The 22,689-nt window shown below is 72.1% G+C and carries 23 protein-coding genes; 14 read left to right on the top strand and 9 right to left on the bottom strand.

Annotation, left to right across the window (positions count from 1 at the left end; translation table 11 throughout):
- Nucleotides 1–12: 12 nt before the first annotated feature.
- The gene (locus tag ACWDN5_RS13935; protein WP_449676547.1) at nt 13–846 is read right to left on the bottom strand and encodes an alpha/beta fold hydrolase; all 834 of its coding nucleotides are present in this window, start codon (nt 844–846) and stop codon (nt 13–15) included.
- Between the two features lie 99 nt (nt 847–945).
- On the opposite strand from ACWDN5_RS13935, the gene ACWDN5_RS13940 reads away from it, so the two are divergent.
- The gene (locus tag ACWDN5_RS13940; protein WP_449676548.1) at nt 946–1,329 is read left to right on the top strand and encodes a winged helix-turn-helix transcriptional regulator; all 384 of its coding nucleotides are present in this window, start codon (nt 946–948) and stop codon (nt 1,327–1,329) included.
- Between the two features lie 26 nt (nt 1,330–1,355).
- Here ACWDN5_RS13940 and ACWDN5_RS13945 read toward each other — a convergent pair whose 3' ends face one another.
- The gene (locus ACWDN5_RS13945; RefSeq protein WP_449676549.1) at nt 1,356–1,970 is read right to left on the bottom strand and encodes a TetR family transcriptional regulator; all 615 of its coding nucleotides are present in this window, start codon (nt 1,968–1,970) and stop codon (nt 1,356–1,358) included.
- A 101-nt stretch (nt 1,971–2,071) separates the two neighbouring features.
- Here ACWDN5_RS13945 and ACWDN5_RS13950 point away from each other — a divergent pair, with 101 nt between their 5' ends.
- Complete coding sequence (locus ACWDN5_RS13950) at nt 2,072–2,377, top strand: muconolactone Delta-isomerase family protein (protein ID WP_449676550.1); 306 nt, start codon at nt 2,072–2,074, stop codon at nt 2,375–2,377.
- Nucleotides 2,378–2,391: 14 nt separating this feature from the next.
- Nucleotides 2,392–2,862: a cupin domain-containing protein gene (locus ACWDN5_RS13955; protein WP_310970159.1), complete on the top strand. Its 471-nt coding sequence runs from the start codon at nt 2,392–2,394 to the stop codon at nt 2,860–2,862.
- 49 nt (nt 2,863–2,911) lie between these two features.
- On the opposite strand, the gene ACWDN5_RS13960 is transcribed toward ACWDN5_RS13955, so the two are convergent.
- Nucleotides 2,912–3,484 carry a VOC family protein gene (locus ACWDN5_RS13960; protein ID WP_310970160.1) on the bottom strand — a complete coding sequence of 191 codons (573 nt, stop codon included), beginning with the start codon at nt 3,482–3,484 and terminating at the stop codon, nt 2,912–2,914.
- Nucleotides 3,485–3,619: 135 nt separating this feature from the next.
- Here ACWDN5_RS13960 and ACWDN5_RS13965 point away from each other — a divergent pair, with 135 nt between their 5' ends.
- Nucleotides 3,620–6,328: a helix-turn-helix transcriptional regulator gene (locus ACWDN5_RS13965; protein WP_449676551.1), complete on the top strand. Its 2,709-nt coding sequence runs from the start codon at nt 3,620–3,622 to the stop codon at nt 6,326–6,328.
- Nucleotides 6,329–6,346: 18 nt separating this feature from the next.
- On the opposite strand, the gene ACWDN5_RS13970 is transcribed toward ACWDN5_RS13965, so the two are convergent.
- The 6 genes from ACWDN5_RS13970 to ACWDN5_RS13995 form a co-directional block, all read right to left on the bottom strand.
- Nucleotides 6,347–7,540 carry a cytochrome P450 gene (locus ACWDN5_RS13970; protein WP_449676552.1) on the bottom strand — a complete coding sequence of 398 codons (1,194 nt, stop codon included), beginning with the start codon at nt 7,538–7,540 and terminating at the stop codon, nt 6,347–6,349.
- Nucleotides 7,537–7,728 carry a hypothetical protein gene (locus ACWDN5_RS13975; protein WP_449676553.1) on the bottom strand — a complete coding sequence of 64 codons (192 nt, stop codon included), beginning with the start codon at nt 7,726–7,728 and terminating at the stop codon, nt 7,537–7,539. Before ACWDN5_RS13975 ends, ACWDN5_RS13970 begins: the two co-directional genes overlap by 4 nt.
- Nucleotides 7,729–7,777: 49 nt before the next feature.
- Entirely contained in the window at nt 7,778–8,392 is a 615-nt protein-coding gene (locus ACWDN5_RS13980) for a TetR/AcrR family transcriptional regulator (RefSeq protein ID WP_449676554.1), read from the bottom strand.
- 4 nt (nt 8,393–8,396) lie between these two features.
- Nucleotides 8,397–8,849: a nuclear transport factor 2 family protein gene (locus ACWDN5_RS13985; protein WP_449676555.1), complete on the bottom strand. Its 453-nt coding sequence runs from the start codon at nt 8,847–8,849 to the stop codon at nt 8,397–8,399.
- A gap of 204 nt (nt 8,850–9,053) precedes the next feature.
- On the bottom strand, nt 9,054–9,185 hold the full coding sequence (locus ACWDN5_RS13990) for a hypothetical protein (protein WP_449676556.1): 132 nt from the start codon (nt 9,183–9,185) through the stop codon (nt 9,054–9,056).
- Nucleotides 9,186–9,519: 334 nt separating this feature from the next.
- Nucleotides 9,520–10,020 carry a Rieske 2Fe-2S domain-containing protein gene (locus ACWDN5_RS13995; protein ID WP_449676557.1) on the bottom strand — a complete coding sequence of 167 codons (501 nt, stop codon included), beginning with the start codon at nt 10,018–10,020 and terminating at the stop codon, nt 9,520–9,522.
- A gap of 85 nt (nt 10,021–10,105) precedes the next feature.
- On the opposite strand from ACWDN5_RS13995, the gene ACWDN5_RS14000 reads away from it, so the two are divergent.
- From ACWDN5_RS14000 to ACWDN5_RS14045, 10 genes are all read left to right on the top strand, one after another.
- Nucleotides 10,106–10,732 (top strand): hypothetical protein, encoded by a 627-nt coding sequence (locus tag ACWDN5_RS14000; RefSeq protein WP_449676558.1) that lies wholly within the window; start codon nt 10,106–10,108, stop codon nt 10,730–10,732.
- A 15-nt stretch (nt 10,733–10,747) separates the two neighbouring features.
- Nucleotides 10,748–11,221, top strand: a complete 474-nt coding sequence (locus ACWDN5_RS14005) for a GNAT family N-acetyltransferase (protein ID WP_449676559.1) — start codon at nt 10,748–10,750, stop codon at nt 11,219–11,221.
- Between the two features lie 452 nt (nt 11,222–11,673).
- Nucleotides 11,674–12,120: a CBS domain-containing protein gene (locus ACWDN5_RS14010; RefSeq protein WP_449676560.1), complete on the top strand. Its 447-nt coding sequence runs from the start codon at nt 11,674–11,676 to the stop codon at nt 12,118–12,120.
- Between the two features lie 13 nt (nt 12,121–12,133).
- Entirely contained in the window at nt 12,134–13,426 is a 1,293-nt protein-coding gene (locus ACWDN5_RS14015; RefSeq protein WP_449676561.1) for an SLC13 family permease, read from the top strand.
- 572 nt (nt 13,427–13,998) lie between these two features.
- The gene (locus tag ACWDN5_RS14020) at nt 13,999–14,373 is read left to right on the top strand and encodes a YciI family protein (RefSeq protein ID WP_449676562.1); all 375 of its coding nucleotides are present in this window, start codon (nt 13,999–14,001) and stop codon (nt 14,371–14,373) included.
- Nucleotides 14,370–15,596 carry an RNA polymerase sigma factor gene (locus ACWDN5_RS14025; RefSeq protein WP_449676563.1) on the top strand — a complete coding sequence of 409 codons (1,227 nt, stop codon included), beginning with the start codon at nt 14,370–14,372 and terminating at the stop codon, nt 15,594–15,596. Before ACWDN5_RS14020 ends, ACWDN5_RS14025 begins: the two co-directional genes overlap by 4 nt.
- Nucleotides 15,597–15,781: 185 nt before the next feature.
- Nucleotides 15,782–16,774 (top strand): zinc-binding dehydrogenase, encoded by a 993-nt coding sequence (locus ACWDN5_RS14030; protein ID WP_449676564.1) that lies wholly within the window; start codon nt 15,782–15,784, stop codon nt 16,772–16,774.
- A complete protein-coding gene (locus tag ACWDN5_RS14035; protein ID WP_449676565.1) occupies nt 16,771–17,100 on the top strand; it encodes an EthD family reductase in 330 nt (109 codons plus the stop codon). The genes ACWDN5_RS14030 and ACWDN5_RS14035 overlap by 4 nt, the downstream gene beginning before the upstream one ends.
- 90 nt (nt 17,101–17,190) lie before the next feature.
- Nucleotides 17,191–18,183, top strand: coding sequence for an RNA polymerase subunit sigma-70 (locus tag ACWDN5_RS14040; protein WP_449676566.1), 993 nt, complete (start codon nt 17,191–17,193; stop codon nt 18,181–18,183).
- Between the two features lie 150 nt (nt 18,184–18,333).
- Entirely contained in the window at nt 18,334–22,215 is a 3,882-nt protein-coding gene (locus ACWDN5_RS14045) for a glycoside hydrolase family 2 TIM barrel-domain containing protein (RefSeq protein WP_449676567.1), read from the top strand.
- Nucleotides 22,216–22,689 lie beyond the last annotated feature (474 nt).

Raw genomic sequence — 22,689 nt, forward strand, 5'->3', positions numbered from 1 at the left:
ACGAGAGCAGTATTACCCGGGCCGGCCGGTGCTGAAACACAGCCGCTCCACCAGGGCGCCGGGGCGGTCCAGCGGGATGATGTGGCCGCAGTCTTCGATGAGGTGCTCCGTGAGGTCGTCGGTCACCGGGCGCAGCTGGCGGGCGAGGGTGTCGCCGACCGGGTGGGCACCGATCGCCACGGTGGGCACGGTGAGCCGGCCGGCGGCGGTGGCGTGCGCGATCTGTGCCGCGCTTTCGGGCATGGCCCGGTAGTGGCCGAAGGCGCTGCGCAGGGCGTCGCGTCCGGTGTACGCCGCGGTGAAGTGGTCTCGGATCGCGGGTGGCACGCCGCGGCCGCGGGTGCCGGCGTCGAGGAACCAGCCGATGTAGTCGGCTTCGCGTCCGGCGAGGACGGTTTCGGCGAGGCCGGGGACGGCGTGGAAGCCGAACCACCACGGCGGCCCGCCGGCGAGGAAGTCCTCGGCGCCGGGCAGGCGCCCGAGCAGCGACTCCATGAGGACGAGCCGGCGGACCCGCTCGGGGCGCCGCATGGCGAGCAGGAACGCCGGCGGGGCGCCCGCGTCGATTCCCACGACGGTCGCGTCCGGTTCGCCCAAGGCGTCGAGGAGCGCTTCGGCGTCGGCGGCGAGGGTTCCGGCGTCGTAGCCGTCTTCGGTGCGGGTGGTGGCACCGAGCCCGCGCAGATCCGGGGCGATGACCCGGTGGTGGCGGGCCAGGTGCGGGATGACCGCGGTCCACAGCCGCCAGGTGTGCGGGAAGCCGTGCAGCAGCAGGAAAGCCGGTCCGTGCCCGGTGACGGCCACGGTGATGTCGATGCCGTTCGCCCTGACCCGCTGCTCGTGCACCCTTGCCTCCTAGTCGGTTACCATTCGTTACCAGCTGAGGCTAGGTAACCGGCCCGGCCTGGCCAAGACGGCACTTTCCCGACAGGTGGTGAGCTCCAGGTGACCCCCTCGCCGAAGGGCGCGCGCGGCGACCTCTTCGACCCCGCCTGCCCCACCCGCCGGCTGCTCGACCGCATCGGCACGAAGTGGACGTCGATGGCGGTCAAGGTGCTGGCCGAGGCCGGCCCGGACGAGGTGCGGTTCGCCGAGCTGCACCGGCGAATGCCCGGCGTCTCGCAGAAGATGCTGTCGGTGACGTTGCAGAGTCTCACCCGCGACGGCCTGGTGGAGCGCCGCGTCGAGCCGACGGTTCCGCCGAAGGTGCACTACCGCCTCACCGAAGTGGGCCACTCCCTCGAAGTGCCACTGGCGGCCCTGCGCACCTGGGCGGAGGAGCACATGCCCGCGATCGACCGGGCCAACGCCGCCGCCGGACCGGGCTAGAGCCTGCTTATCCGGTGGTCCTCGGCCTACTTCGCCGGCGGAGTGGCCGGCGCGCGGCGGCGTCCTCGTGGCGGCCGGGGCGCGGGCACGATGCCGGTGAGCAGAGACGTCACGGTGGCGGTGATCGCCTTCAGGTCGGTGTCGTCGGTGCTTTCCAGCCACTTGCGGTAGGCCGTGCGGAAGATCTGGCTTCCCGCGCCGGCCGCCAGCTCTGCGGTGTCGGGATCGACGCCGCGCTCGTGGAGGGCCTGGCGGAACCCTTCGGCCATCTGGTGTTGCTTGATCAGATCGCGTTCCAGCAACCGCGGGTTGGCCGCGATCATCCCGCTTCGCCGCCGCAGGACGTCCCGTGAGCCGAGTTTCTCCCAGTCGAACCCGGCCAAGGTCCGGACCACGGCCAGAAGTGGCTGTTCGAGGTCGGGCGTCTGCCGGAGTTCCTGGACGAGTGCCGCGTTGAGCGGCTCCGCGTCGGCGAAGAGGATTTCTTCCTTGTCGGGGAAGTAGCGGAAGAACGTCCGGGTGGTGACGCGGGCGCGTTCGGCGATCTGGACCGCGGTGGTGGCCTCGAAGCCTTGTTCCTCGAACAGCTCCATGGCGGCCTGCTTCATACGCTCTTCGCTGCCTTCTTCCCACCGGGGCATGGCGCCAGGATAGCCGAGGTGATGACGCGCCGCGACATCAGTGCTACGGTGATGTCACGTCGAGACATCAGGGCGCACGAGCTGCCCTCGAAAGGAGAATCATGCCTGCGAACCCCGCTACGGGACAGACGTTCATGGTGGTCGGAACCCTCCGGGACGACACCGACCCCGCGGAATTCGCCGCGCGGAGAGAGGACGAGCACCGGCAGCTGGAAGTGTTGCGCTCACAGGGAAAGATCGGTGCCCACTACGTTTCCCCGGCGCGGCGGACGACGTTCGTCGAGGTCGCCGCCGCCGATCAGGGGCAGGTGGCGGAGATCCTGGCGACGTTGCCGTTCGCCCGGTTCTTCGATGCCGACGTCTATCCGCTCGCACCCGAGGACGCGGCGGAAGGGACGCGATCGTGAAGAGCGTGCCGTTCATGACCGGGAGGGACACCGCGCCGGCGTACTGGGCCTTCGGTGTCCTCTGGGTCGTGCTGGCGGACTCGGAGCAGACCGGGGGAGCGTTCTCGGTGATGGAGCAGTGGATGCCGGCGGACGGTGGGCCGCCGCCGCACGTGCACCCGATCGACGAGTGGTTCACCGTGCTGGAAGGCTCCATCGAGTTCCGGGTCGGGGACGAGCCGCCGATGCGCGCGACGGCGGGTGATTCGGTGTGGATCCCGCGTGGGACGGTGCACAGTTTCACCACCCGGAGCGCCGCGCACGTGTTCAACGGCTACACGCCGGGCGGATTCGAGCAGGTCATCATGGGGCTGGGCATTCCCGCGGAGCGGCGTGAACTGCCACCGCCCGACCTCGGCTCCGATCCGCGCTCGGCGGCGCGGTTGATGGACAACTACTGGTCGGCGAGCGCCGACACGGCCTGGGCCGGGAAGTGGCCCCGTTGAGGTCGCCGTGTCGAGCGTCGCCGGCCGCGATGTGGTCACCCGGATCGGTTCAGACGCCCTGGTGGCCGGCCATGTACCGGGCGTACCAGACCGGCCATTCCTCGTCGTACCGGCCGGTTTCCTTCTCGTGCTCGCCGTGCGCGGCCGCGGCCTCGCGCAGGGCCTGCTCCAGCTGCTGCGCCGAGCCGTAGGTCACACCGGAGACGCGGCCGGGGAACCGGGTGGTGATCTCCTGCAGCAGCCAGGTGTTGCCGTCCGGGTCGCTGAACGAGGCGAACGACGAGTAGGTGCCGCGGGCGGGGTGCGCGCCGGGGGCGAAGGCGCCGGTGTCGTCGCGGTGGAAGACCTCGCTGACGTCGACGCCGAGCGCCGCGAGCTCCTTGCGGGCGGCCTCGATGTCCTCGACGACGAGGTAGGTGCCGCGCACCGACCCGGGGGCGGCGTCGGTGATGCCGGTGCCGAAGTGGACCGACGCCGGCGATCCCGGCGGGGTCAGCTGCACGACGCGCGAGGTACCGAACGCGATGTCGGCGTCTTCGCGCCAGCCGAGTGTCTTGTAGAAGTGCTTGGTGCGGTCGACGTCGGCGACGGGCAGGACGACGACTTCGAGCTTCATGTCCATGATCGGACTCCTTCTTCGGGGGCGGCGGGTTCGCCGCGCACCACCACAGTCGTCTCCCGGGGGTGTGGTCGCCCCCGGGAGACACCCTGGTGTTCCCCGGGCCGGTGCCCCGGGGATGGCGCTAGGGTTGCGGGGGTGTCTGGTCGGGAGCCGGAGCTGCTGGGCCGCGTCGGGGAACTCGCCGCGCTGGACGGCGTGCTCGCCGCCGCGCGGGCGGGACACAGCCGGGTCCTGGTGCTCCGCGGCGAGGCAGGCATCGGCAAGACCGCGCTCCTGGACCACGTCGCAGCGCAGGCGAGCGGCTGCCGGGTCGCGCGGACGGCCGGTGCCGAGTCCGAGCGGGAGCTGCCCTACGCCGGGCTGCAGCAGCTCTGCGCGCCCTTCCTCGACCGGCTCGAGCACCTGCCGGCGCCGCAGCGGGCCGCGCTCGGCACGGCGTTCGGCTTGACCGCGGGCGCCCCGCCGGACCGGTTCCTGGTCGGCTTGGCGGTGCTGACCCTGCTCGGGGCGGTCGCCGAGGAGCGGCCCCTGCTGTGCCTCGTCGACGACGCGCAGTGGCTCGACCAGGTGTCCGCGCAGACCCTCGCGTTCGTCGCGCGCCGGCTCTTGGCCGAGCCGATCGCCCTGGTCGCCGCCGTCCGTGAGCCCGCGGGGGAACCCGGCCTGGCCGGGCTGCCGGAGCTGACCGTCCGCGGCCTCGGCGAAGCGGCGGCCGGCACCCTGCTGGATTCGGTTTTCCCCGGCCCGCTGGACGCTCGCGTGCGCGACCGGATCGTCGCGGAAACGCACGGCAACCCCCTGGCCCTGGTCGAGCTGCCCCGGTTCTGGACCGCCGCCGAGCAGACCGACGGCCTCCTCCGCCCCGACGGCAACGCGCTCGCCGACCGCCTCGAGCGCTGCTTCCTGCAGCAGCTCGACCCGCTGCCGTCCGACACCCGGAAGCTGTTGCTGGTCGCGGCGGCGGAGCCGTTGGGGGACGCGACCCTGCTCTGGCGTGCGGCCGGCGAGCTCGGATTGGCTGCCGACCCCGCCGCGGCCGCCGAAGCGACCGGGCTGATCGAGTTCGGGCCGCGGATCCGCTTCCGGCACCCGCTGGTGCGCTCGGCCGTCTACCGATCCGCCGAGCCCCGCGAACGGCGGGAGGTGCACCGGGCCCTGGCCGAGGTGACCGACGCCCGCGTCGACCCGGACCGGCGCGCCTGGCACCGCGCGCAGGCCACCATCACCCCCGACGAACAGGTCGCGGCCGAACTGGCGCACTCCGCCGGCCGCGCCCAGGCCCGAGGGGGCCTCGTCGCCGCCGCGGCGTTGCTGGAGCAGGCGGCCACGCTCACGCCCGATCCGGCGCTGCGGGCCCGGCGCGAGCTCGCCGCGGCCCGGGCCAAACGCGGCGCCGGTGCACTGGACGCGGCACTGGGCCTGCTGAACGCGGCCGATGCCGGGCCGCCGGATCCGGAGCGCGACGCCGAAGCCGAACGGCTGCGCGGGCAGATCGCGTTCGACCAGCGGCGCGGCGGTGCCGCGGCGGAGCTGCTCCTGCGTGCGGCCGGGCGCCTCGACGGCGACCAGGCGCGCGAGACCTACCTGGAGGCACTGGGAGCCGCGGTCTGGGCGGGATCCGGGGCCGAAGCCGCGAAGCAGGCGCGTACGGCGCCCGCCGCCCAGCGCCCGCCGACGGCTGCCGACCTCGTGCTGGACGCGCTCGCCACCCGCCTCACCGACGGCTACGCGGCCGCGGCCCCGCTGATGACCAAGGCGATCGACGCCGTCCGGGCACTGGACACCGGCAGCGAGAACACCGGACGCGTGCTGTGGCTGCTGGGCAACCGGGCCGGTGGCACCCTGGCGACCGAAATGCTGGACTACGCGGCCGGGCGCGCGCTCGCCGAGCGTCAGGTCCGGCTGGCGCGCGACACCGGTGCGCTCGTCCAGCTGCAGTTCGCCCTCAACTTCCTGGCCAACCACGACCTCGTCGCCGGCGACCTGGACGCGGCACAGGCGCTCGTCGACGAGGACCGCCTGCTCGCCGAGGTCACCGGGGGCCGCCCGGTCGGGTACAGCGCGATCCTGCTCGCCGCTCTGCGCGGGCGGGACACCGCGGAGATCGCGGCGGCGGCGGAGGAGGCGGCCGAGCGGGGCCAGGGCCGGGTCGTGCGGTTCGCCGGCTACGCGAACGCCGTGCTCGGCAACGGCCTCGGCCGCCACGACCGCGCCCGCGACGCGGCGCTGCGGGTTTTCGAGGACGACACCGTCGGCCACCAGGCCCTGGCGACGGCCGAGCTGGCGGAAGCCGCGTCCCGGACCGGCGACGACGTCCTCGTCGCCGCCGCGCTGGACCGGATGTCCGAACGGGCCCGGGCGACCCCGACGACGTGGGTCCGGGCGCTCGAAGCCCGGCTGCGGGCGTTGGCCGGGGAAACCCCGGACGAGTGCTACGCCGCGTCGATCGCGCTGCTCACCGGGACGCCGCTGCGGGTCGAGCTGGCCCGCGGCCACCTGCTGTTCGGCGAATGGCTCCGGCGCGAGGGACGGCGTGCCGACGCCCGGGAGCACCTGCGCACGGCCCACGCCATGACGTCCGCGATGGGCCTCGAAGCCTTCGCGGACCGTGCGCGCCGCGAGCTGCTGGCCACCGGTGAGACCGCGCGCAAGCGCACGACGGGGACCACCGGGGAGCTGACCGCCCAGGAACTCCAGATCGCGCGCCTGGTCCGCGAAGGCCTGTCCAACCCCGAAATCGGCACGAGGCTCTTCCTCAGCCCGCGCACCGTGGAATGGCACCTGCGCAACGTCTTCGGCAAGCTCGGCATCAGCTCACGGCGTCAGCTGCGCGACGCTCGGTGAGCCGCCGGGGCCGGCAGCTCACCACCCGATGGGCATCCGCTGGGCGCCGCGGACCGGCATCTCGACCTTCCACTCGACGTCCCCGGCGATGTGCAGGCCGGGCAGCTTGCCGAGCAGGGCTCGCAGTCCTTCCTGGAGCTCGACCTTGGCCAGCGGCGCGCCGAGGCAGTGGTGCACGCCGTGGCCGAAGCCGAGGTGCTGGTTCTCCGCCCGGTCGAAGCGCAGTTCGTCGGGATCGGGGAACTGCCGGGGATCCCGGTCGGCCGCCGCGAAGTCGACGACGACGGGTTCTCCCGCGCGCACCAGGACACCGCCCACTTCGATGTCCTCCGTGGCGTAGCGCGGGAAGCCGGGCCCGTAGCTCAGCGGGGTGAACCGCATCAGCTCCTCCACAGCGGCCGGGATCAGGTCGAGGTCGGCGCGCAGCTCGGCCAGGCGCTCGGGGTGTGCCTGCAGCACGACGAGGAAATTGGGGATGTGCGACGCGGTGGTTTCGTGCCCGGCGACCAGGATCCCGAGGCACATGTCGACCAGCTCGAGCTCGGAGAGCCGGTCGTGCTCGTCCCGGGCCTCGATCAACGCGGTCATCAGGTCGTCGGCGGGGGCCGCGCGGCGGGCGGCGACGAGCCCGCTCAGGTAGTCACGGAACCCGTCCCGGTTTTCGGCGAACTGTTCCGCCGTGGCCGTGTTCGTGGACAGGAAGGCGTCGCTCCAGGCGCGGAACTTCGGCCGGTCGGCCACCGGGACGCCGAGCAGCTCGCAGATCACCGCCACCGGCAGCGACAACGCGAAGTGCTCCACCAGGTCGACCGGCATCCCCCGGGCCGTCATCGCGGCCACGAGCTCTTCGGCCAGCTCCCGGATCCGCGGCCGCAGCTGCGCCACCCGGTGCACGGTGAACGCCTTGGCCACCAGCCTGCGCAGCCGGGTGTGCTCCGGCGGATCCCGCACGATGATCCCGGCGTCCAGCTTGACCGGCCCCATCCGCGGCACGTCGGCCGCGACGGCCATGGCGCGGCTGAACCGCCGGTCGCCCACCACGAGCCGGACGTCGTCGTAGCGGACGGCCAGCCACGCGGGCTCACCGTAGGGCAGCTGGACCCGGATCAGCCCGGGTGTCTCGCGGGCCTCCGCGAAGGCCGGGTCGATGTCCAGCCCCGCCGCCGCCCCGAACGGGTAGGGAACGGGCTCGGGATGCGTCTCACCGCTCACCGTTCGGGTGTATCGGGCGAACCCGGGCCCGAGAACCGCTGATCGGCGCAAGTCCGCTCACCCGCCGGCTCCAGGTGGTCGGCGATGCAGGCCAGGCGGAGCTGCAGGTACCGACGCGCGGCGGCGGTGATCCCGGGCAGATCCGCCCCACGCAGCGTCGACCGCAGGACGGCGTGCGTCAGGGGCACGGCGAACGCGGTCTGCGTGGCGCCCGGGATCAGGATCGGCGTCGGGGGCTCAGGGGCGATCCGGGCGCCGGGTCAGGGACGCGAGGATGGTGTCCTGCGCCGCCGCGACCGTCGGCGCGTAGGTGGCCGGGTCGCGGCTGATGCGTTCGGCGCCCGCGCGCATGGCGCCGGACAGCAGCTCGACCGCGAGCGGCACGTCGCCGACGTCGCGGAATTCTCCGCGGGCGATGCCGTCGCGGACGACGTTCTCGACGTCGGCCACGATGGCGTGGAACGGGCTCTCCGGCCCTTTCGGCACCTCGGCGACCGGCAGCCCGGAACCGGGCCGGAACATCAGGTGCAGGGCCGGGTCCGTGCACGCCTTCAGGACCGCTTCGACGATGTCCCGCATCCGTTCGGCGGCCGGGCCGGCCGACCCTGCGATCGCGGTCACCCGGTCGATCAGCGGCCGGCATGCCCTCCGGGTCAACGCCAGGACGAGCGCGTTCTTGTCGCGGGCGTAGTTGTACAAGGTGTTGCGCGCGAGCCCGGCGCGGGCCGCGATGTGGCCCATGGAGATCGCGTCGAAGTCGTGGTCGAGCAGCAGTTGCCGAAGCGCTTCGGCCAGGTCGGCCCACACCAGCTCGTGGTGCTCGTCGATGCTGGCTCCCCGGATCCGCGGCATCCGATCATCCTCCCGCGGGACCGGCGAGACCCGACAGGTGGGCGTTTTCCTGGTGCGTCGCAGTCAGTTTGACGCGGCTGAGGCGCCAGCCGGCCGCGGTGCGGACCGCCTCGTTGTCGTAGAAACCGGCCACCAGCCAGCGGTCGGGTCCATCGTCGGCCCAGTGTTCGGCGCGGACGTGCGCGTGGATCTTCGCGGTGTCGCCGTCGATCTCGACGACGTGCCCGCTGATGACGTGGTGGGTCGCGGTGAAGGCCGCGAAGGAGCCGCGAAGGATTTCGACGTATTCGCGCAGCGGCGTCGTCATGGGCGGAATCCCGGCGACCGCCTCGAAGTCGAGGGTCACCGGGTCGGTGAAGACCAGGCCGGGCAGCTCGGCGTACTCCTTTCGGTCCGCGATGTCGGCGTACCGGCCGAGCAGTTCGACGAGCTCGGCGCGATCGGCGAGGGTGTCCATGGAGAAACTCCTTCCCGGCCGTTTGCGACGACCTGTCGCAAAGATTACGACAGGTCGTCGTAAACAGCAACGAGCGGGCTTCTCGGGCTTTGTCGAGAGCGGTCGGCTGCCCGTGCCGAGATCAGCGGGCGCTGTGCCGGTCGCGGAACGCGGTGACGAGTTCGATGAATTCGTCACAGTTCACGTCCTGGCTCCGCTCTGCAGTTAGTCTGCCAGCCGTTCCCGGACGACGGCGCGGGCCCGGTGCAGCAGCACACGCTGGTTGGCCGCGGAGATCTGCAGCAGTGCACAGACCTCCTCGGCGGTGTGGTCCCCGACGTCGCGCAGGCTCGGCACCGCGCGCTGGCGGGCGTGGACCCGATGGCGGAGAAATCGTGCCGGAGCGTCCACATGGGACGCTCGAGGCCCGTCGACTCCGGGTAGCGCCCAGCGAGTAGGCGTGGTTGCCGACGTCGGGCCGCTGGTCCTCGGCCTTGGTCCCGCCGAGCGCGGCGGTCAGCGCGGCCACCGTGAGCCGGGCGTCGCCGAGCCGGGAGGGACACCGTCACCGCGTCGAACCGGCCGATCGCCGCGGGTTCGTCGTCGACCTGCAGGATCGGCTGGTACGCGGCGATCCCGGTGTGGTTCGAAAAGGACGCGCCGACGACGATCAGGAGATCGGCCTCGTTCATCAGCTGGACTTCATCGGGCAGCACCAGGTGCGCCACGCCGCGGCGGTCGATCGCGTGCTTGACGGCGAGCGCGGCCGGCTCGGCGTGGTCGCTTCCGCGGTGGACGGTGGTGGCCGAGACGGCCACGTCGTAGAGCCCGGTGAGCAGGTTCGTCGACCCGGCCCGGCGATGGCGACACACTCCGCCGGACGGCCGGTCAGGTTCCCGTAGGCGCACGCGGCCGCGCCTTCGTGCCGGATGCCGAGGAAGGTCAGCTCGCCGTGGGCCTGCCCGGAGATCGGGTCGTAGTCGTGGCCGTGCCACGGGCAGCGCAGCAGTCCCTTTTCGATCGAGCCCTCGCCGAGCGGGCCGCCCTGGTGCGGGCAGCGGTTCTCCAGGGCGCCCAGCCGTGCGCCGCAGCTTGCCGGCGCGACACCGCGGCCGTCGACCGTGACGCTGCGAACCCGGCCGTCTTCGGGCCCATCGGCCGGGGCGACCCGGTGCCGGTCGTTCTCCGTCATGTAACGCCTCCGATGGTCGAGCACACTGCGGTTACGGCAGGCTCAGTGCTCCGGCACGGGCCAGGTGTCACAGAGGAGTTCGACGATGACCGAGAAGGTCCTGGAAACCACCCGGCGGTTCCTGCACGGGACGGCCGAGCTGCTGCTCGCCGGGCCCCAGCACCGCCGGACCGGCCGCATCGACCTGCGGGTGGTGGCCGGCGGTTTCGCGACCGCGGCCGACCCCGCCCTGCGGGTCGAAGGTGCCGAACTGCTGACGAGTTCGGGCCGGTTCCCGCTGAACGGCCGGTCCTACCGCGAAGTGGCGGCGGCCGCGGGGCTCGATGCGGGTGAGCCCGCCGGGGTGTACGGCGGCGGTCCGGGCGTGCGGCTCGACGAAGTCCTCACGCTGGACGCGGAGGCGGTGAAGGTCCTGATGGGAGCGTTCGCCGAGGGAGACACCGCGTTGCGTGAATTCGCCCCCGGACCGCCGCCGATCCTGTGGCCGGAACACTTCGACGTCGCGATCACCCTCGACGAGGTCAACTACGGCGTCTCGCCGGGCGACCGGCACATCGCCGTGCCCTACGCCTACGTCGGGCCGTTCGAACCCCGTCAGGGTGACTTCTGGAATGCCGCCTTCGGTGCCGCACGCACGCTGGCCGAGCTCGGTGACGCGGCCGCGGTCGTGCGGTTCTTCCGCGCCGGCCGCGACCTCGCCGCGAAGCGCTGAAGCATGGACTCCGACGTGCGCGTGGAAGTCCACTCCGGCCCGCGGGAGGAGCTGCGGCCGTTGTTCGAGCTGGCCGAGGACTCCCGGGAGCAGCTCGATTCCTACCTCATGTCCGGCCGGGTCCTGGTCGCGCTGCAGGGGACGACCGTGCTGGGGCACCTGCAGCTGGTCGAACCCGGCCGGCCGGGCGAACTCGAGATCAAGAACATGGCCGTGCGGGAGGACCGGCAAGGTCGCGGCGTGGGCCGGCGGCTCGTCCGGGCCGCGGTCGAACTGGCCGCGGCCGAATCCCGGACGACGCTGGTGGTCGCGACGGCCGCCGCGGACATCGGGAACCTCCGGTTCTACCAGCGGCAAGGGTTTCGGATGCGCTCGGTCGAACGGGACGCCTTCACCCCGGAGACCGGTTACCCGCCGGGCATCCGCATCGACGGCATCGAGCTGCGCGACCGGGTCTGGCTCGACTACCGGCTCACCGAGGCAGCGTAAGGAACTCCTGATCACCGACGTGATCGGCTCGGCTCGCGCCGGACTGTTCGCGTTGCCTGGCATGCTGCTCGCTCGAGCGCCGCCGGTTTGCGCCGGCCGGATCTTTGCGGCATCTTTACGCGTGGAGTGCCGGGAAGCCTGGTCGGCCCTTCGCCCGCGGCGGGCGGAGGACCCGCTTCGAGGACGGATTTCCCATGGCGGTGCCCGCGCACTTCTTGGTCGGCCTGGCCTGGCCGACCGCCCTGCTGCTCGGCGCGATCCTGTCGCCTGGCCACCGCCGCGCACGCGGACTCCGACCTGGGGAAGGTCGGGATCGAGCTGGTGCTCGGCCTCGCCATCCCCGCGCCGAGCACTTCGAGCCACCGGACAACCTGCCGACCGGACGTCAAGAAGCCGACAGGAGGGCCGGATAGTGCGCCGCGAACCAGGCGACGGGGTCGTACGCTGGGCTGATGCACGCGGTGGAGATGGCGGAGGAGTACCCGGTCGTCGACCTGGACTCCGACGGGTTGACGGCGGTCCGGCTGCTGGCGGAACACCGCTTGCCGGGCATCGTGGTCACCGACGCCGCCGGCTGCCCCCAGTCGATCCTGCCCGCGTCCCAGGTGGTCCGGTTCCTCGTGCCGAGCTACGTCCAGGACGATCCGTCGCTGGCCGGCGTGCTGGACGAGTCGATGGCCGACCGGGTCGCGGACAAGCTGAGTGGCAAGCCGGTGCGGGCGCTGCTCCCGGAGAAGCCGTCGGAGCTGCCGCGGGTGCAGGCCGACGACACGATCGTGGAGGTCGCGGCGATCATGGCCCGCCTCCGCTGCCCGCTGGTCGCGGTGATGGAGGGCAAGCAGCTGCTCGGCGTGATCTCCGCGTCCCGGCTGCTGGAGCTGGCGCTGGCGCACGGCTGATCGCGGCGGCGCGATGAGCACCGTCCTGGCCGTCGCGGTGTTCGTCGTCGCCTACGTCTTCATCGCCACCGAGAAGCTGCCGAAGACCGCCGTCGCACTGGCCGGCGCGGGGGTCGTGCTGGCGTTCGGCGTGACCGACTCCGCCGACGCGTTCTACTCCCACGACACCGGCATCGACTGGGACGTCGTCTTCCTGCTGTTCGGGATGATGGTCATCGTCAGCGTGCTGCGCCGCACCGGGGTGTTCGAGTACGTCGCCATCTGGGCGGCCAAGCGCGCCCAGGGCTCCCCGTTGCGGATCATGGTCCTGCTGGTGCTGATCACGGCGGTCGCGTCGGCGTTCCTGGACAACGTCACGACCGTGCTGCTGATCGCGCCGGTCACGCTGCTGGTCTGCGACCGGCTCGACATCAAGCCGGTGCCGTTCCTCATCGCCGAGGTGCTGGCTTCGAACATCGGCGGCGCGGCCACGCTGATCGGTGACCCGCCGAACATCATCATCGGCAGCCGGGCCGGCCTGTCGTTCAACGACTTTCTGGTCAACATGACCCCGATCGTGGCGATCGAGCTGCTGGCGTTCACCCTGGCGCTGCGCTGGGTGTTCCGCGGCTCGTTCGCCGTCGACCCGGCAAGGGTGGCCGGGATCATGCGGCTCAACGAGCGCGAAGCGATCCGGGACGGCGGCCTGCTGATCAAGTGCGGCGTCGTGCTGCTCGGCGTGTTCGCGGCGTTCGTCGGACACTCGCTGATCCACGTCGAGCCGTCGGTCGTGGCCCTGCTCGGTGCCGGTGTGCTGGTGGCGATCTCCCGCGTCAAGCCGGAGGACTACCTGGCCGGTGTCGAGTGGGAGACGCTGCTGTTCTTCGCCGGGCTGTTCGTCATGATCGGCGCGCTGGTGAAAACCGGGGTGATCGGCGACCTGGCGAAGCTGGCCGCGGACGCGACCGGCGGCAACGCGCTGTTCGCCGTGATGCTCATCCTCGTGGTGTCGACGCTGCTGTCCGCCGTGATCGACAACATCCCGTACGTCGCCACGATGAGCCCGCTGGTGCTGGCCCTGACCCAGGACATCCCCGACCCCACGCACTCCGAAGCCCTGTGGTGGTCACTGGCGCTGGGAGCGGACTTCGGCGGCAACATGACCGCCATCGGCGCCAGCGCCAACGTGGTGATGCTCGGCATCGCGGCGCGGTCGGGCAGCCCGATCTCGTTCTGGGAGTTCACCCGCAAGGGCGCCCAGGTCACCCTGCTCACCGTGCTCATCGCCGCGCCCTACCTCTGGCTGCGCTACTTCGTGCTCGGCTGAGCCGGATCGCAAGGAAATCGTCAGGTCCACCGGGCAATTCATGCGGGAAGGTGGATTCGCCGCCGAGGGCCCGAGGCGGGTGGGGAGGTCGCCCAGATCGCCGTGCCGCGCTGGAGCTGCGGCCGGATCGCGCTGGCCGGTCAGGGTGCGTCGCTCGGGGTCGCGGGCGCCTACGTGCTCGGCGAGCAGCTGGTCCAAGGGCGGCCCGATCACCGAGGCGTTCGACCGCCACGATCGCCGCGTCTTCCGCGCTCCGGTCCGGCTCTACGACGTCGGGCTGGGCCGGTTGCTCGGCCGTCGTTTTCCGTGCCTGACCACCTCGGCCGGAACACCGCAACCGGGTGGCCGCGCCGTTGGTGCGGTTCGCGTTGGGGAAGCTGCTGGGATGGCGCTACGACGGCACCGACCTCGCCCGGCGGAGGCTCGCCCGGCAACTTCCTGTGGTCGGGCTCCGGCCGCGGTAGCGACCGCATGCGGTTGCCGATTTTCTTCCCGAGCGGGTGTCGATTCCGGGGTGGTCCCGTTCGTGGTGGGGTGATGATGCGGGGCAGCCCGCCGACGGAGGAGGCACCATGACGCGTTACCTGTTGTCCGTGCACAGCGACCAGGCCGGTGCGGTCCGCGAGCCGGTGACCGAGGAGCGGATGCGGCAGTCGCACGCGCGGCTCGGCGAGATCGAGCGGGAGATGGCCTCGGCGGGTGCGTGGGTTTTCTCCGGCCGCCTGCACGAGCCCGACACGGCCACCGTCGTGCGCGAGTCCGGTGGGGAGCTGCTGACGACCGACGGCCCGTTCGCGGAGTCGAAGGACCACCTCGGTGGCTTCTACGTCATCGAGGCCGCCGACCTCGACGCCGCGCTCGGCTGGGCGGGCAAGGTCACCCGGTGCATCGGGGTGCCGATCGAGGTGCGCCCGTTCGCCGGCTTCGCCGACGAGCCGATGGCTTGACCGAGGCGGTCGGCGAGGCGGTGGTCGGCCGGATCTTCCGCGCGGGGTCCGGCCGGTCACTGGCCGCGGTCATCAGCTTCTGCGGCGACATCGACCTCGCCGAGGACGCCGTGCAGGAGGCGTTCGCCGTCGCGCTGGACAAGTGGCCGCGCGACGGTCTGCCGCCCAATCCCGGTGGCTGGATCACGGTCACGGCCCGCAAGCGCGTGATCGACCGGCTGCGCCGCGACGCGCGGGGCCGGGAGCTGGTCGGCGAGGTGGGCGTCCTGGTGGCTCGAACCGATCCGGGGGAGGTGGACGTCGTTCCGGACGACCGGCTGCGCCTGATCTTCACCTGCTGCCACCCGGCGCTGGCCGCCGAGACGCGGGTGGCGCTCACCCTGCGGCTGCTGGGCGGCTTGTCCACCGCGGAGGTGGCCCGGGCGTTCCTGGTGACCGAACCGGCCATGGCGCAACGCCTGGTCCGCGCCAAACGCAAGATCAAGGCGGCCCGCATCCCGTACCGGGTACCGGCGGCGGAGGACCTGCCGGGGCGGCTGCGGTCGGTGCTGGCCGTCGTCTACCTCGTCTACACCACCGGCCTGACCCGGCCCGGCCTGTGCGCGGAGGCGATCCGGCTGGCCCGGACCCTGGCCGCCCTCATGCCCGACGAGCCCGAGGTGGCCGGGCTGCTCGCCCTGCTGCTGCTGGTCGAGTCGCGGCGTGCGACGCGCACCAGGCCGGACGGCTCCCTCGTCCTGCTCGGCGACCAGGACCGCGGCCGGTGGGATCGTGCCCTGATCGAGGAGGGGCAGGCGATCGTCCGCCGCTGCCTGCGCCGCGACCGGCCTGGCCCGTACCAGATCCAGGCGGCGATCAACGCCGTGCACGCCGACGCGGCCATCGCCGAGCGGACCGACTGGCGGCAGATCCTCGCCCTCTACGACCAGCTGCTCGCCCACGCGCCCACGCCGGTCGTCGCCCTCAACCGCGCCGTCGCCGTCGCCGAGGTCCACGGTCCGGAAGTCGCCCTTGCGCTGGTCGACGACCTGGACCTCGAGAACTACTACGCCTTCCACGCCACCCGGGCGGATCTGCTGCGCCGGCTGGGCCGGGACGAGGACGCGCGGGCCGCTTACCGGCGGGCCGCCGGCTTGGCGCCCACCGACGCCGAACGGGAGTTCCTCGGCCGCGGTGGCCGGGGTGGGTTCACGCCCGGTGAGGCCGTTCGAGGAGGGCTTTGAGCGCGGCCAGGTCCTTGGTGTCGGCCCGGGGAGCCCACGCCTAGCGGTGCCACCGCCTGCGGCCTGGTTCCGGCGGACCAGGCCGCCGATTCCTTTTCCCGATCGATGCGGTCTCCATGTCCGGCCGACGGCCCGCCGCAGTGGCGGCCGTGAAAGAAGCCGGCCGGGAAAGAGAGCCGATCGACGTGAACGTTCCTGCCACCATGCGCGCCTGGCACCAGACCGCGCTGACCGGCCCGCACGACATGCGCCTGATCACCGACGCACCGGTGCCCGCCCCCGGCCGCGGTGAAGTCCTGATCCGGGTCGTCGCCGCCGGGGTCAACTTCGCCGACCTCTCGAAGGCCGGCGGCACGTTCGGCGACGGCCCCCGGCCGCCGTATCCGGCCGGTTTCGAAGCGGCCGGCGAGGTCGTCGCGGTCGGTGACGGGGTGGCGGGCCCGCCGCCGGGGACGCGCGTGATCGGTGTCGGTGACGGGGCGTTCGCCGAGTACCTGGTCCTGCCCGCGGCGGCCGCGATGCCGGTGCCGGCGGGCTGGACGGCCGAGCAGGCGCTGGGCCTGGCCGTGAACTGGCCCACCGCGCTCGCCGCGCTCAAGCCGCTGGGCCGGGTGACGGCCGGCGAGACCGTGCTGGTCCACGCCGCGGCGGGGGCGACCGGCCAGGCCGCGGTCACCCTGGCCAAGCACTACGGCGCTACGGTCATCGGGGCCGCGTCACCGGGCAAGCACGAGACCGTGCGGGCGCTGGGCGCCGACCACGTCCTGGACTCCCGCGACGACGACCTTGCTGCCGAAGTGCTCCGCGTGACCGGTGGTGCCGGGGCCGACCTGGTGCTGGAATCGGCCGGCGGCGCCACCTTCGGGGCGAGCCTGGCCGCGGCCAAGCCGGTCACCGGCCGCGTCGTCGTCTACGGACTGGCGGGCGGCGAAGCCACGCTCACCAACTGGGAACTGGTGTACCGGTACCCGGTGCAGGTCATCGGTCTCAACATCGGCACCCTGATGGAGACCGCGCCCCGGATCTTCGGCGAGATCACGGGGGAGCTGGCCGCGCTCGTGGCCACCGGGGTCGTCAAGCCCGCACGTCCGGTCACCTACGACCTGGCCGACGCCCCCGAGGCTCTCGCGGCGCTGGCCGCTCGGGAGACCACCGGCAAGCTGGCCCTGCTGCCGTGACCGAAGCCGCGAAGCCGAAGGCACGATTCGTCGTGCTCTACGACACCCCATCCGACGTCGATGCGTTCGAACGGCACTACACCGACGTCCACCTCCCGCTGGCCAAGCAGTATCCGGGCCTGCGCCGATTCACGTTGAGCCGTGAGCCGCCGGCGGTGGTCGGCGAGCGGTGCTACCTGGCGGTGATGCTGGATTGGGACGACCTGGCCGCGCTGGAGACCGCGCTCGGGTCGGAGATCGGCCGGCGCGCCGCCGAGGACGCCACGGCGAACCTCGCCCGGTTCGTGACCTTCCGCGGCCTGATCCTGCAGCTCGACGACGTCTGACCGGGGAAGCCTGCTGACCTGTGCTTCGATTCCTTTCCCGCGCCCCGCCGGTCGTACCCGGGGGAGTGTCGGCCGGAACGAGGAGCGAGCATGGCAAGCAGGCGACCCGCGGCGGTGCCCGGGCGGGAGCAAGAGCGGTTCGACGCCGAAACCGCGGGCTACCGCCGGGAACTGCTGGCGCACTGCTACCGCATGGCCGGTTCGGCGCACGACGCCGAGGACCTGGTTCAGGAGACCTACCTCCGGGCGTGGCGGTCCTACGCCGGCTTCGAGGGCCGCGCGTCGATCCGGTCCTGGCTCTACGCCATCGCCACCAACGTCTGCCTGACCGCGCTGGAGCCGCGGCGGAACCGGGTGCTCCCGTCCGGCCTGACCGGTCCTTACGACGGGCCCGAACGTCCGCCCGTCCCGGCGGCGCCGGGCGAGGTGGCCTGGCTGGAGCCGATGCCGGACCACCGGGTCGCGGATCCGGCGGCGGCCGTGGTGACGCGGGAGTCCGTGCGACTCGCGCTGATCGTCAGCCTGCAGCAGTTGCCCGCACGCCAGCGGGCGATCCTGATCCTGCGGGAAGTGCTGGCCTTCACCGCGCCGGAAACGGCCCGGATCCTCGGCACCACGACGGCGGCGGTGAAGAGCGGCCTCCAGCGAGCCCGGGCCCGCCTGGATGACCTCGAACCACCGGCCGAGGACCTGCTCGAACCGACCGACCGCCGGGCGCGTGCGTTGCTCGACGGCTACCTCGCCGCCTTCGAACGCGCCGACGTCGGCCTGCTCGAGCAGGTGCTGCGCACGGACGCCACCCTGGAAGCCACCCCGTTCCGCGACTGGTACGCGGGCCGGGCGAAGTGCCTGCACCTGCTCGGCACGTACGTACTGGGAACGCCGGGCGACTGGCGGATGAGCCCCACCACCGCCAACGGCCTGCCGGCCGCCGCCGTCCACCACCGGGACGCCGGCGGCGCGCTCCGGGCCCACGGCATCGTGGTGCTGACCCCGACGGTCACCGGGATCTCCCGCGTGGTCGAGTTCCACGACCCCGCGCTGGTCGCCCTGTTCGGTTTTCCGGACCTGCTCACGGACTGAGCCGCCGGCCTGCGGTCACTCCGCCATTCCGGTGAACAACCCATTGTCGAACAGGACTCAACATCCTGTCCGTTTGACTATGCGGAAGAACGTTGACTTCGCGGGGTGGGAAGGTAACGTTCTGCGCGTCGAGGAACGGGGTGGTTCACGATGTCGCACGAGTACCGTCGCGCGCTCAGTCGTCGCACTTTCCTGAGCGGTGGGGCTGCGTTGCTGAGCACGCTGGCGTTACCGGCGACGCTTTCGTCGCTGGCTTGCCCGGCCGTGGCCGCCACCCGGCGACCGGCCGCGCCGCCCAACGGGTTCCCCGAGTGGAACAACAACATCGGCGTCTTCGACATCGGCAGCGAACCGCCGCACGCCACGCTCATGCCGTACGCCGACCTGGGACAGGCGCTGAACGGCGACCGCACCCGCTCGCCGTTCCGCCAGAGCCTGGACGGCGACTGGAAGTTCCGGCACGCCGACCGGCCGGACGCCCGGGATCCGGAGTTCTACCGCGAAACCGTCGACGACAGCTCCTGGGCGACCATCCCGGTCCCCTCGAACTGGCAGCTGCACGGCTACGACTTCCCGATCTACGTCAACATCACCTACCCCTGGTGGGGTGCCAACGGGCAGAACGAAAACGCGCAGCCGCCGTTCGCGCCGACGAAGTTCAACCCGGTCGGCCAGTACCGGCGGACCTTCCAGGTCCCGGCCGGGTGGTCGGGCCGGCGGACGTTCCTGCACTTCGCGGGGGTGAAGTCAGCGTTCTACGTGTGGGTCAACGGCACCCTGCTGGGCTACCGCGAGGATTCGCGCACGCCGGGGGAGTTCGACATCACCGACCACCTGCGGCCGGGGACCAACCAGCTCGCCGTGGAGGTCTACCGCTTCCCGGACGGCGACTGGCTGGAAGACCAGGACATGATCCGCCTGTCCGGCATCTTCCGTTCCGTGTACCTGTTCTCCACGCCGACGGTGCACCTGCGCGACTTCCGGCTCGACCCGAAGCTGCGTGACGGCTACACGAACGCCGACCTCGCGGTCACCGCGAGCGTCCGCAATTACGGGGGCGCGGACAACCGCACCTACACCGTGGAAACCCAGCTGTACGACGAATACCGGCGACCGGTGTGGGCGCAGCCGTTGCGGCAGCAGGTCGGGCTCGGCTCGGCGCCGGCCGGGCAGGACGTGACCGTGCAGACGACCCAAGGTGTCCGCGCACCGAAGCTCTGGTCGGCGGAGCAGCCGAACCTCTACACCGCGGTGCTCGTCTTGCGCGATCCCTCAGGACGGGCCATCGAGACGCTGTCCGCGCGCGTCGGGTTCCGCGAGTTCGCGCTCACCGGCGGGCTGATGCGGATCAACGGGCAGCCGGTCAGCCTGCGCGGTACCAACCGGCACGAGGAGCACCCGGCCCGCGGCGGCGCCCTCACCCGCGCCGATCTCGTCGAGGACATCCGGCTGATCAAGCGGCTGAACATCAACGCCGTCCGCACGTCCCACTACCCCAACGATCCCGCCTGGTACGAGCTGGCCGACGAGTACGGCCTGTACCTCGTGGACGAGGCGAACCTGGAGACGCACGGCGTCCGCGACCAGTACCCCGCCTCGAAGCCGGAGTGGACCGGCGCGGTGCTGGCCCGGGCCCAGGCGATGGTGCACCGCGACAAGAACCACCCGAGCGTCGTGATCTGGTCGCTCGGCAACGAAGCCGGTTCGGGCGGCAACTTCACCGCGATGTACGACTGGATCCACTCCTACGACACGACGCGGGTGATCCAGTACGAGGGCGACGACCGGCCGGGGACCAGCGACATCCGCTCGCAGATGTACCCGACCCCGGCCGCGCTCGAGCAGCGGGCGCGCGACACGGCCGACACCCGGCCGTACGTCATGATCGAGTACGCGCACTCGATGGGGAACTCGACCGGGAACTTCAAGGAGTTCTGGGACGTCATCCGCGCGCACCCGGTGCTGCAGGGCGGGTTCATCTGGGACTTCGTGGACCAGGGGCTGTACTGGCCGACGCCGAAGCGCAAGCTGCTCACCGAGACCGGCCCCGCCGCTCTCACCGCGGAACTGGCACCCGCCGCGACGTTCGACGCCGGACAGGGCCTGGCGGGAGCCGCGGTCTTCCCGCCCGCGCGGAGCCTGGACCTGACCGGTTCGGTGACCCTCGAAGCGTGGGTCACGGCCGGTGCGGTGGGCGGTCACCAGCCGATCGTCGCCAAGGGCGATCACCAGTACTCGCTCAAGCAGAGCGAGACGAACCTCGAGTTCTTCGTGTACTCCGGCGGCTGGATTTCGGCCACCGCACCGCTTCCCGCGGACTGGGTCGGCCGGGAGCACCACGTCGCCGGCGTCCTCGACCACGACGCGAAGACGCTCACGCTCTACGTGGACGGCAAAGCCGTGGCCCAGGCCGGCACCGATCGCGTCCCGGACAGCACCGCCGCCCAGCTCGCGCTCGGCACCGACTACGAGAACCCCGAGCGGGTGTTCAGCGGGCGGATCCGGATCGCGCGGGTCTACGCGCGGGCGCTGACCGCGGCCGAGCTCGCCGCCGACCGGTCCCCGCAGGACCCGGCCGTCCGGTTCTGGTTCGACGCGGCCACCGCCGGCTACGCCGAGAAGCAGCCCGCGGAGCGGACCTACCTCTCCTACGGTGGCGACTGGGGCGACAACCCCAACGACGGCAACTTCTGCGCCAACGGCATCGTCACCGCCGACCGCCGGATCAGCGGCAAGGCCGTCGAGGTCAAGCACGTCTACCAGGCGATCAACGTCTCCGCGGGCGCCGACCTGCCCGCCGGGCGCGTGACGATCACCAACGAGAACCTGTTCACCAACGTCAACGCCCACGACGGGGCCTGGGAACTGGTGAACGACGGCAAGGTCGTCCAGCGCGGCCGGCTCACGCCCGCCCAGCTCGACGTCCCGCCGCGATCGAGCCGGACGATCACCTTGCCGCTGCGCCGGCCCGGCCGGCCGTCCGGCGAGTATTTCCTCCGGCTTTCTTTCACCACCAAGGCACCCACGATCTGGGCCGAACGCGGGTTCGAGGTGGCGAAGCAGCAGCTGCCGGTGGATTTCGGCAGCCCCGCCGTCCCGCTGGTGCCGCTCGCGCAGGTGCCCGCGGCCACCGTGCGCGAGAGCGACCGGAGCGTCGAGATCACCGGCGCCGGGTTCAGCGTGTCGATCGCCAAGGACACCGGGCTCATCACGGCCTACGAAGCGCACGGCGTCCGGCTCGTCACGTCCGGGCCGGTGCCGAACTTCTGGCGCGCGCCGACCGACAACGACATCGGCAACGGCCACCCGAGCCGCGTCGCCACCTGGCGCTACGCGGGCGCCGACCGGCACGTCACGGACGTCTCGGTCCAGCCGGGCCGGGCGGTGGTCGTCACGGTCACCGGCACCCTGCCGACCTCGGTCGCCTCGACCCACACCACGACGTACACGGTGTTCGGCCACGGCGAGATCCTCGTGGCGCACGACGTGCACCCCGGCTCGCCGAACCTGCCGTACATCCCCGAAATCGGCTCGATCCTGTTCGTGCCCGGCGAATTCGACACGCTGGACTACTACGGCCGCGGGCCCGAGGAGAACCACTGGGACCGCAACACGGGTTCCGACGTGGGCGTGTACTCCTCGACGGTGGCCGAGCAGTGGACCGGCTACATCCGCCCCCAGGAGAACGGCAACAAGACCGACGTCCGCTGGATCGCGCTGACCAACCGGCGCGGCGTCGGGCTGCTGGCGAGCGGCGAGCCGCTCCTGGAGGTCAACGCGTCCCGCTTCACCCCGGAGGACCTCTCGAGCGGCGCACTCCACGACTACCAGCTCACCCCGCGCCCGGACGTGGTGCTCCGGCTGAACCACCACCAGATGGGCGTCGGCGGCGACGACAGCTGGGGCGCGCAGACGCACGACGAGTACAAGCTGTTCGCCGACCGGGACTACCACTACACCTACCGCCTGCGCCCGCTCCCGCGCCGCGACCAGGCCATGGACCTGTCCCGGCGGCCGACGGCCTCGCCGTGAGAAGCACTCGACGGTCCTGGCCGGCGACATCGGCCGTAGCCGAGCCGGCGAGATAGCCGCGCCCGGCACTCGCGGCCACCGGTTGCCACCGGCTCCGGAGCTGCCGGCCGGTCTGCCGGAATCGCAAGGTACTCGTCAGGTTCGGTTCCCCGGTGGTCCGGCATGCTGAAGCGGCTGAACCGGCGCTGACGTGACCGGCCGACGGGCGGGGAAGCACAGCGGTCCCGTGTCCGCCGTCGTTCGTCCCGGTCGGCTACCGAAGGAGAGGAAGCAGGTACCTCCGGGTCGTCTCCGCGGCAGCCGGCGCCGCCGCCGACCTCCACGAGTCGCTGAACGCCTTCGCTGTGCTCGTCCTGCCGCCGGGGAACTTCCGAGAGTCCGATCCGGACCGTCTGGAGTGAGCTGCCCGCCGGGCGTTGCAGCTGGCGGTGCGCAGTGACGCGCTGGTCAGCTGCACGGCGGTGCTCGGCCGCC

This window comes from Amycolatopsis sp. NPDC003731 (assembly GCF_053586895.1).

Coding starts and splice junctions, on each gene's coding strand:
- ACWDN5_RS13945 (WP_449676549.1), bottom strand. CDS start 1,970: ATGCCCCGGTGGGAAGAAGGCAGCGAAGAGCGTATGAAGCAGGCCGCC.
- ACWDN5_RS13985 (WP_449676555.1), bottom strand. CDS start 8,849: ATGGACACCCTCGCCGATCGCGCCGAGCTCGTCGAACTGCTCGGCCGG.
- ACWDN5_RS14045 (WP_449676567.1), top strand. CDS start 18,334: ATGTCGCACGAGTACCGTCGCGCGCTCAGTCGTCGCACTTTCCTGAGC.
- ACWDN5_RS14015 (WP_449676561.1), top strand. CDS start 12,134: ATGAGCACCGTCCTGGCCGTCGCGGTGTTCGTCGTCGCCTACGTCTTC.
- ACWDN5_RS13950 (WP_449676550.1), top strand. CDS start 2,072: ATGCCTGCGAACCCCGCTACGGGACAGACGTTCATGGTGGTCGGAACC.
- ACWDN5_RS13995 (WP_449676557.1), bottom strand. CDS start 10,020: ATGACGGAGAACGACCGGCACCGGGTCGCCCCGGCCGATGGGCCCGAA.
- ACWDN5_RS13980 (WP_449676554.1), bottom strand. CDS start 8,392: ATGCCGCGGATCCGGGGAGCCAGCATCGACGAGCACCACGAGCTGGTG.
- ACWDN5_RS13960 (WP_310970160.1), bottom strand. CDS start 3,484: ATGGACATGAAGCTCGAAGTCGTCGTCCTGCCCGTCGCCGACGTCGAC.
- ACWDN5_RS14010 (WP_449676560.1), top strand. CDS start 11,674: ATGCACGCGGTGGAGATGGCGGAGGAGTACCCGGTCGTCGACCTGGAC.
- ACWDN5_RS13955 (WP_310970159.1), top strand. CDS start 2,392: ATGACCGGGAGGGACACCGCGCCGGCGTACTGGGCCTTCGGTGTCCTC.
- ACWDN5_RS14040 (WP_449676566.1), top strand. CDS start 17,191: ATGGCAAGCAGGCGACCCGCGGCGGTGCCCGGGCGGGAGCAAGAGCGG.
- ACWDN5_RS14000 (WP_449676558.1), top strand. CDS start 10,106: ATGACCGAGAAGGTCCTGGAAACCACCCGGCGGTTCCTGCACGGGACG.
- ACWDN5_RS14020 (WP_449676562.1), top strand. CDS start 13,999: ATGACGCGTTACCTGTTGTCCGTGCACAGCGACCAGGCCGGTGCGGTC.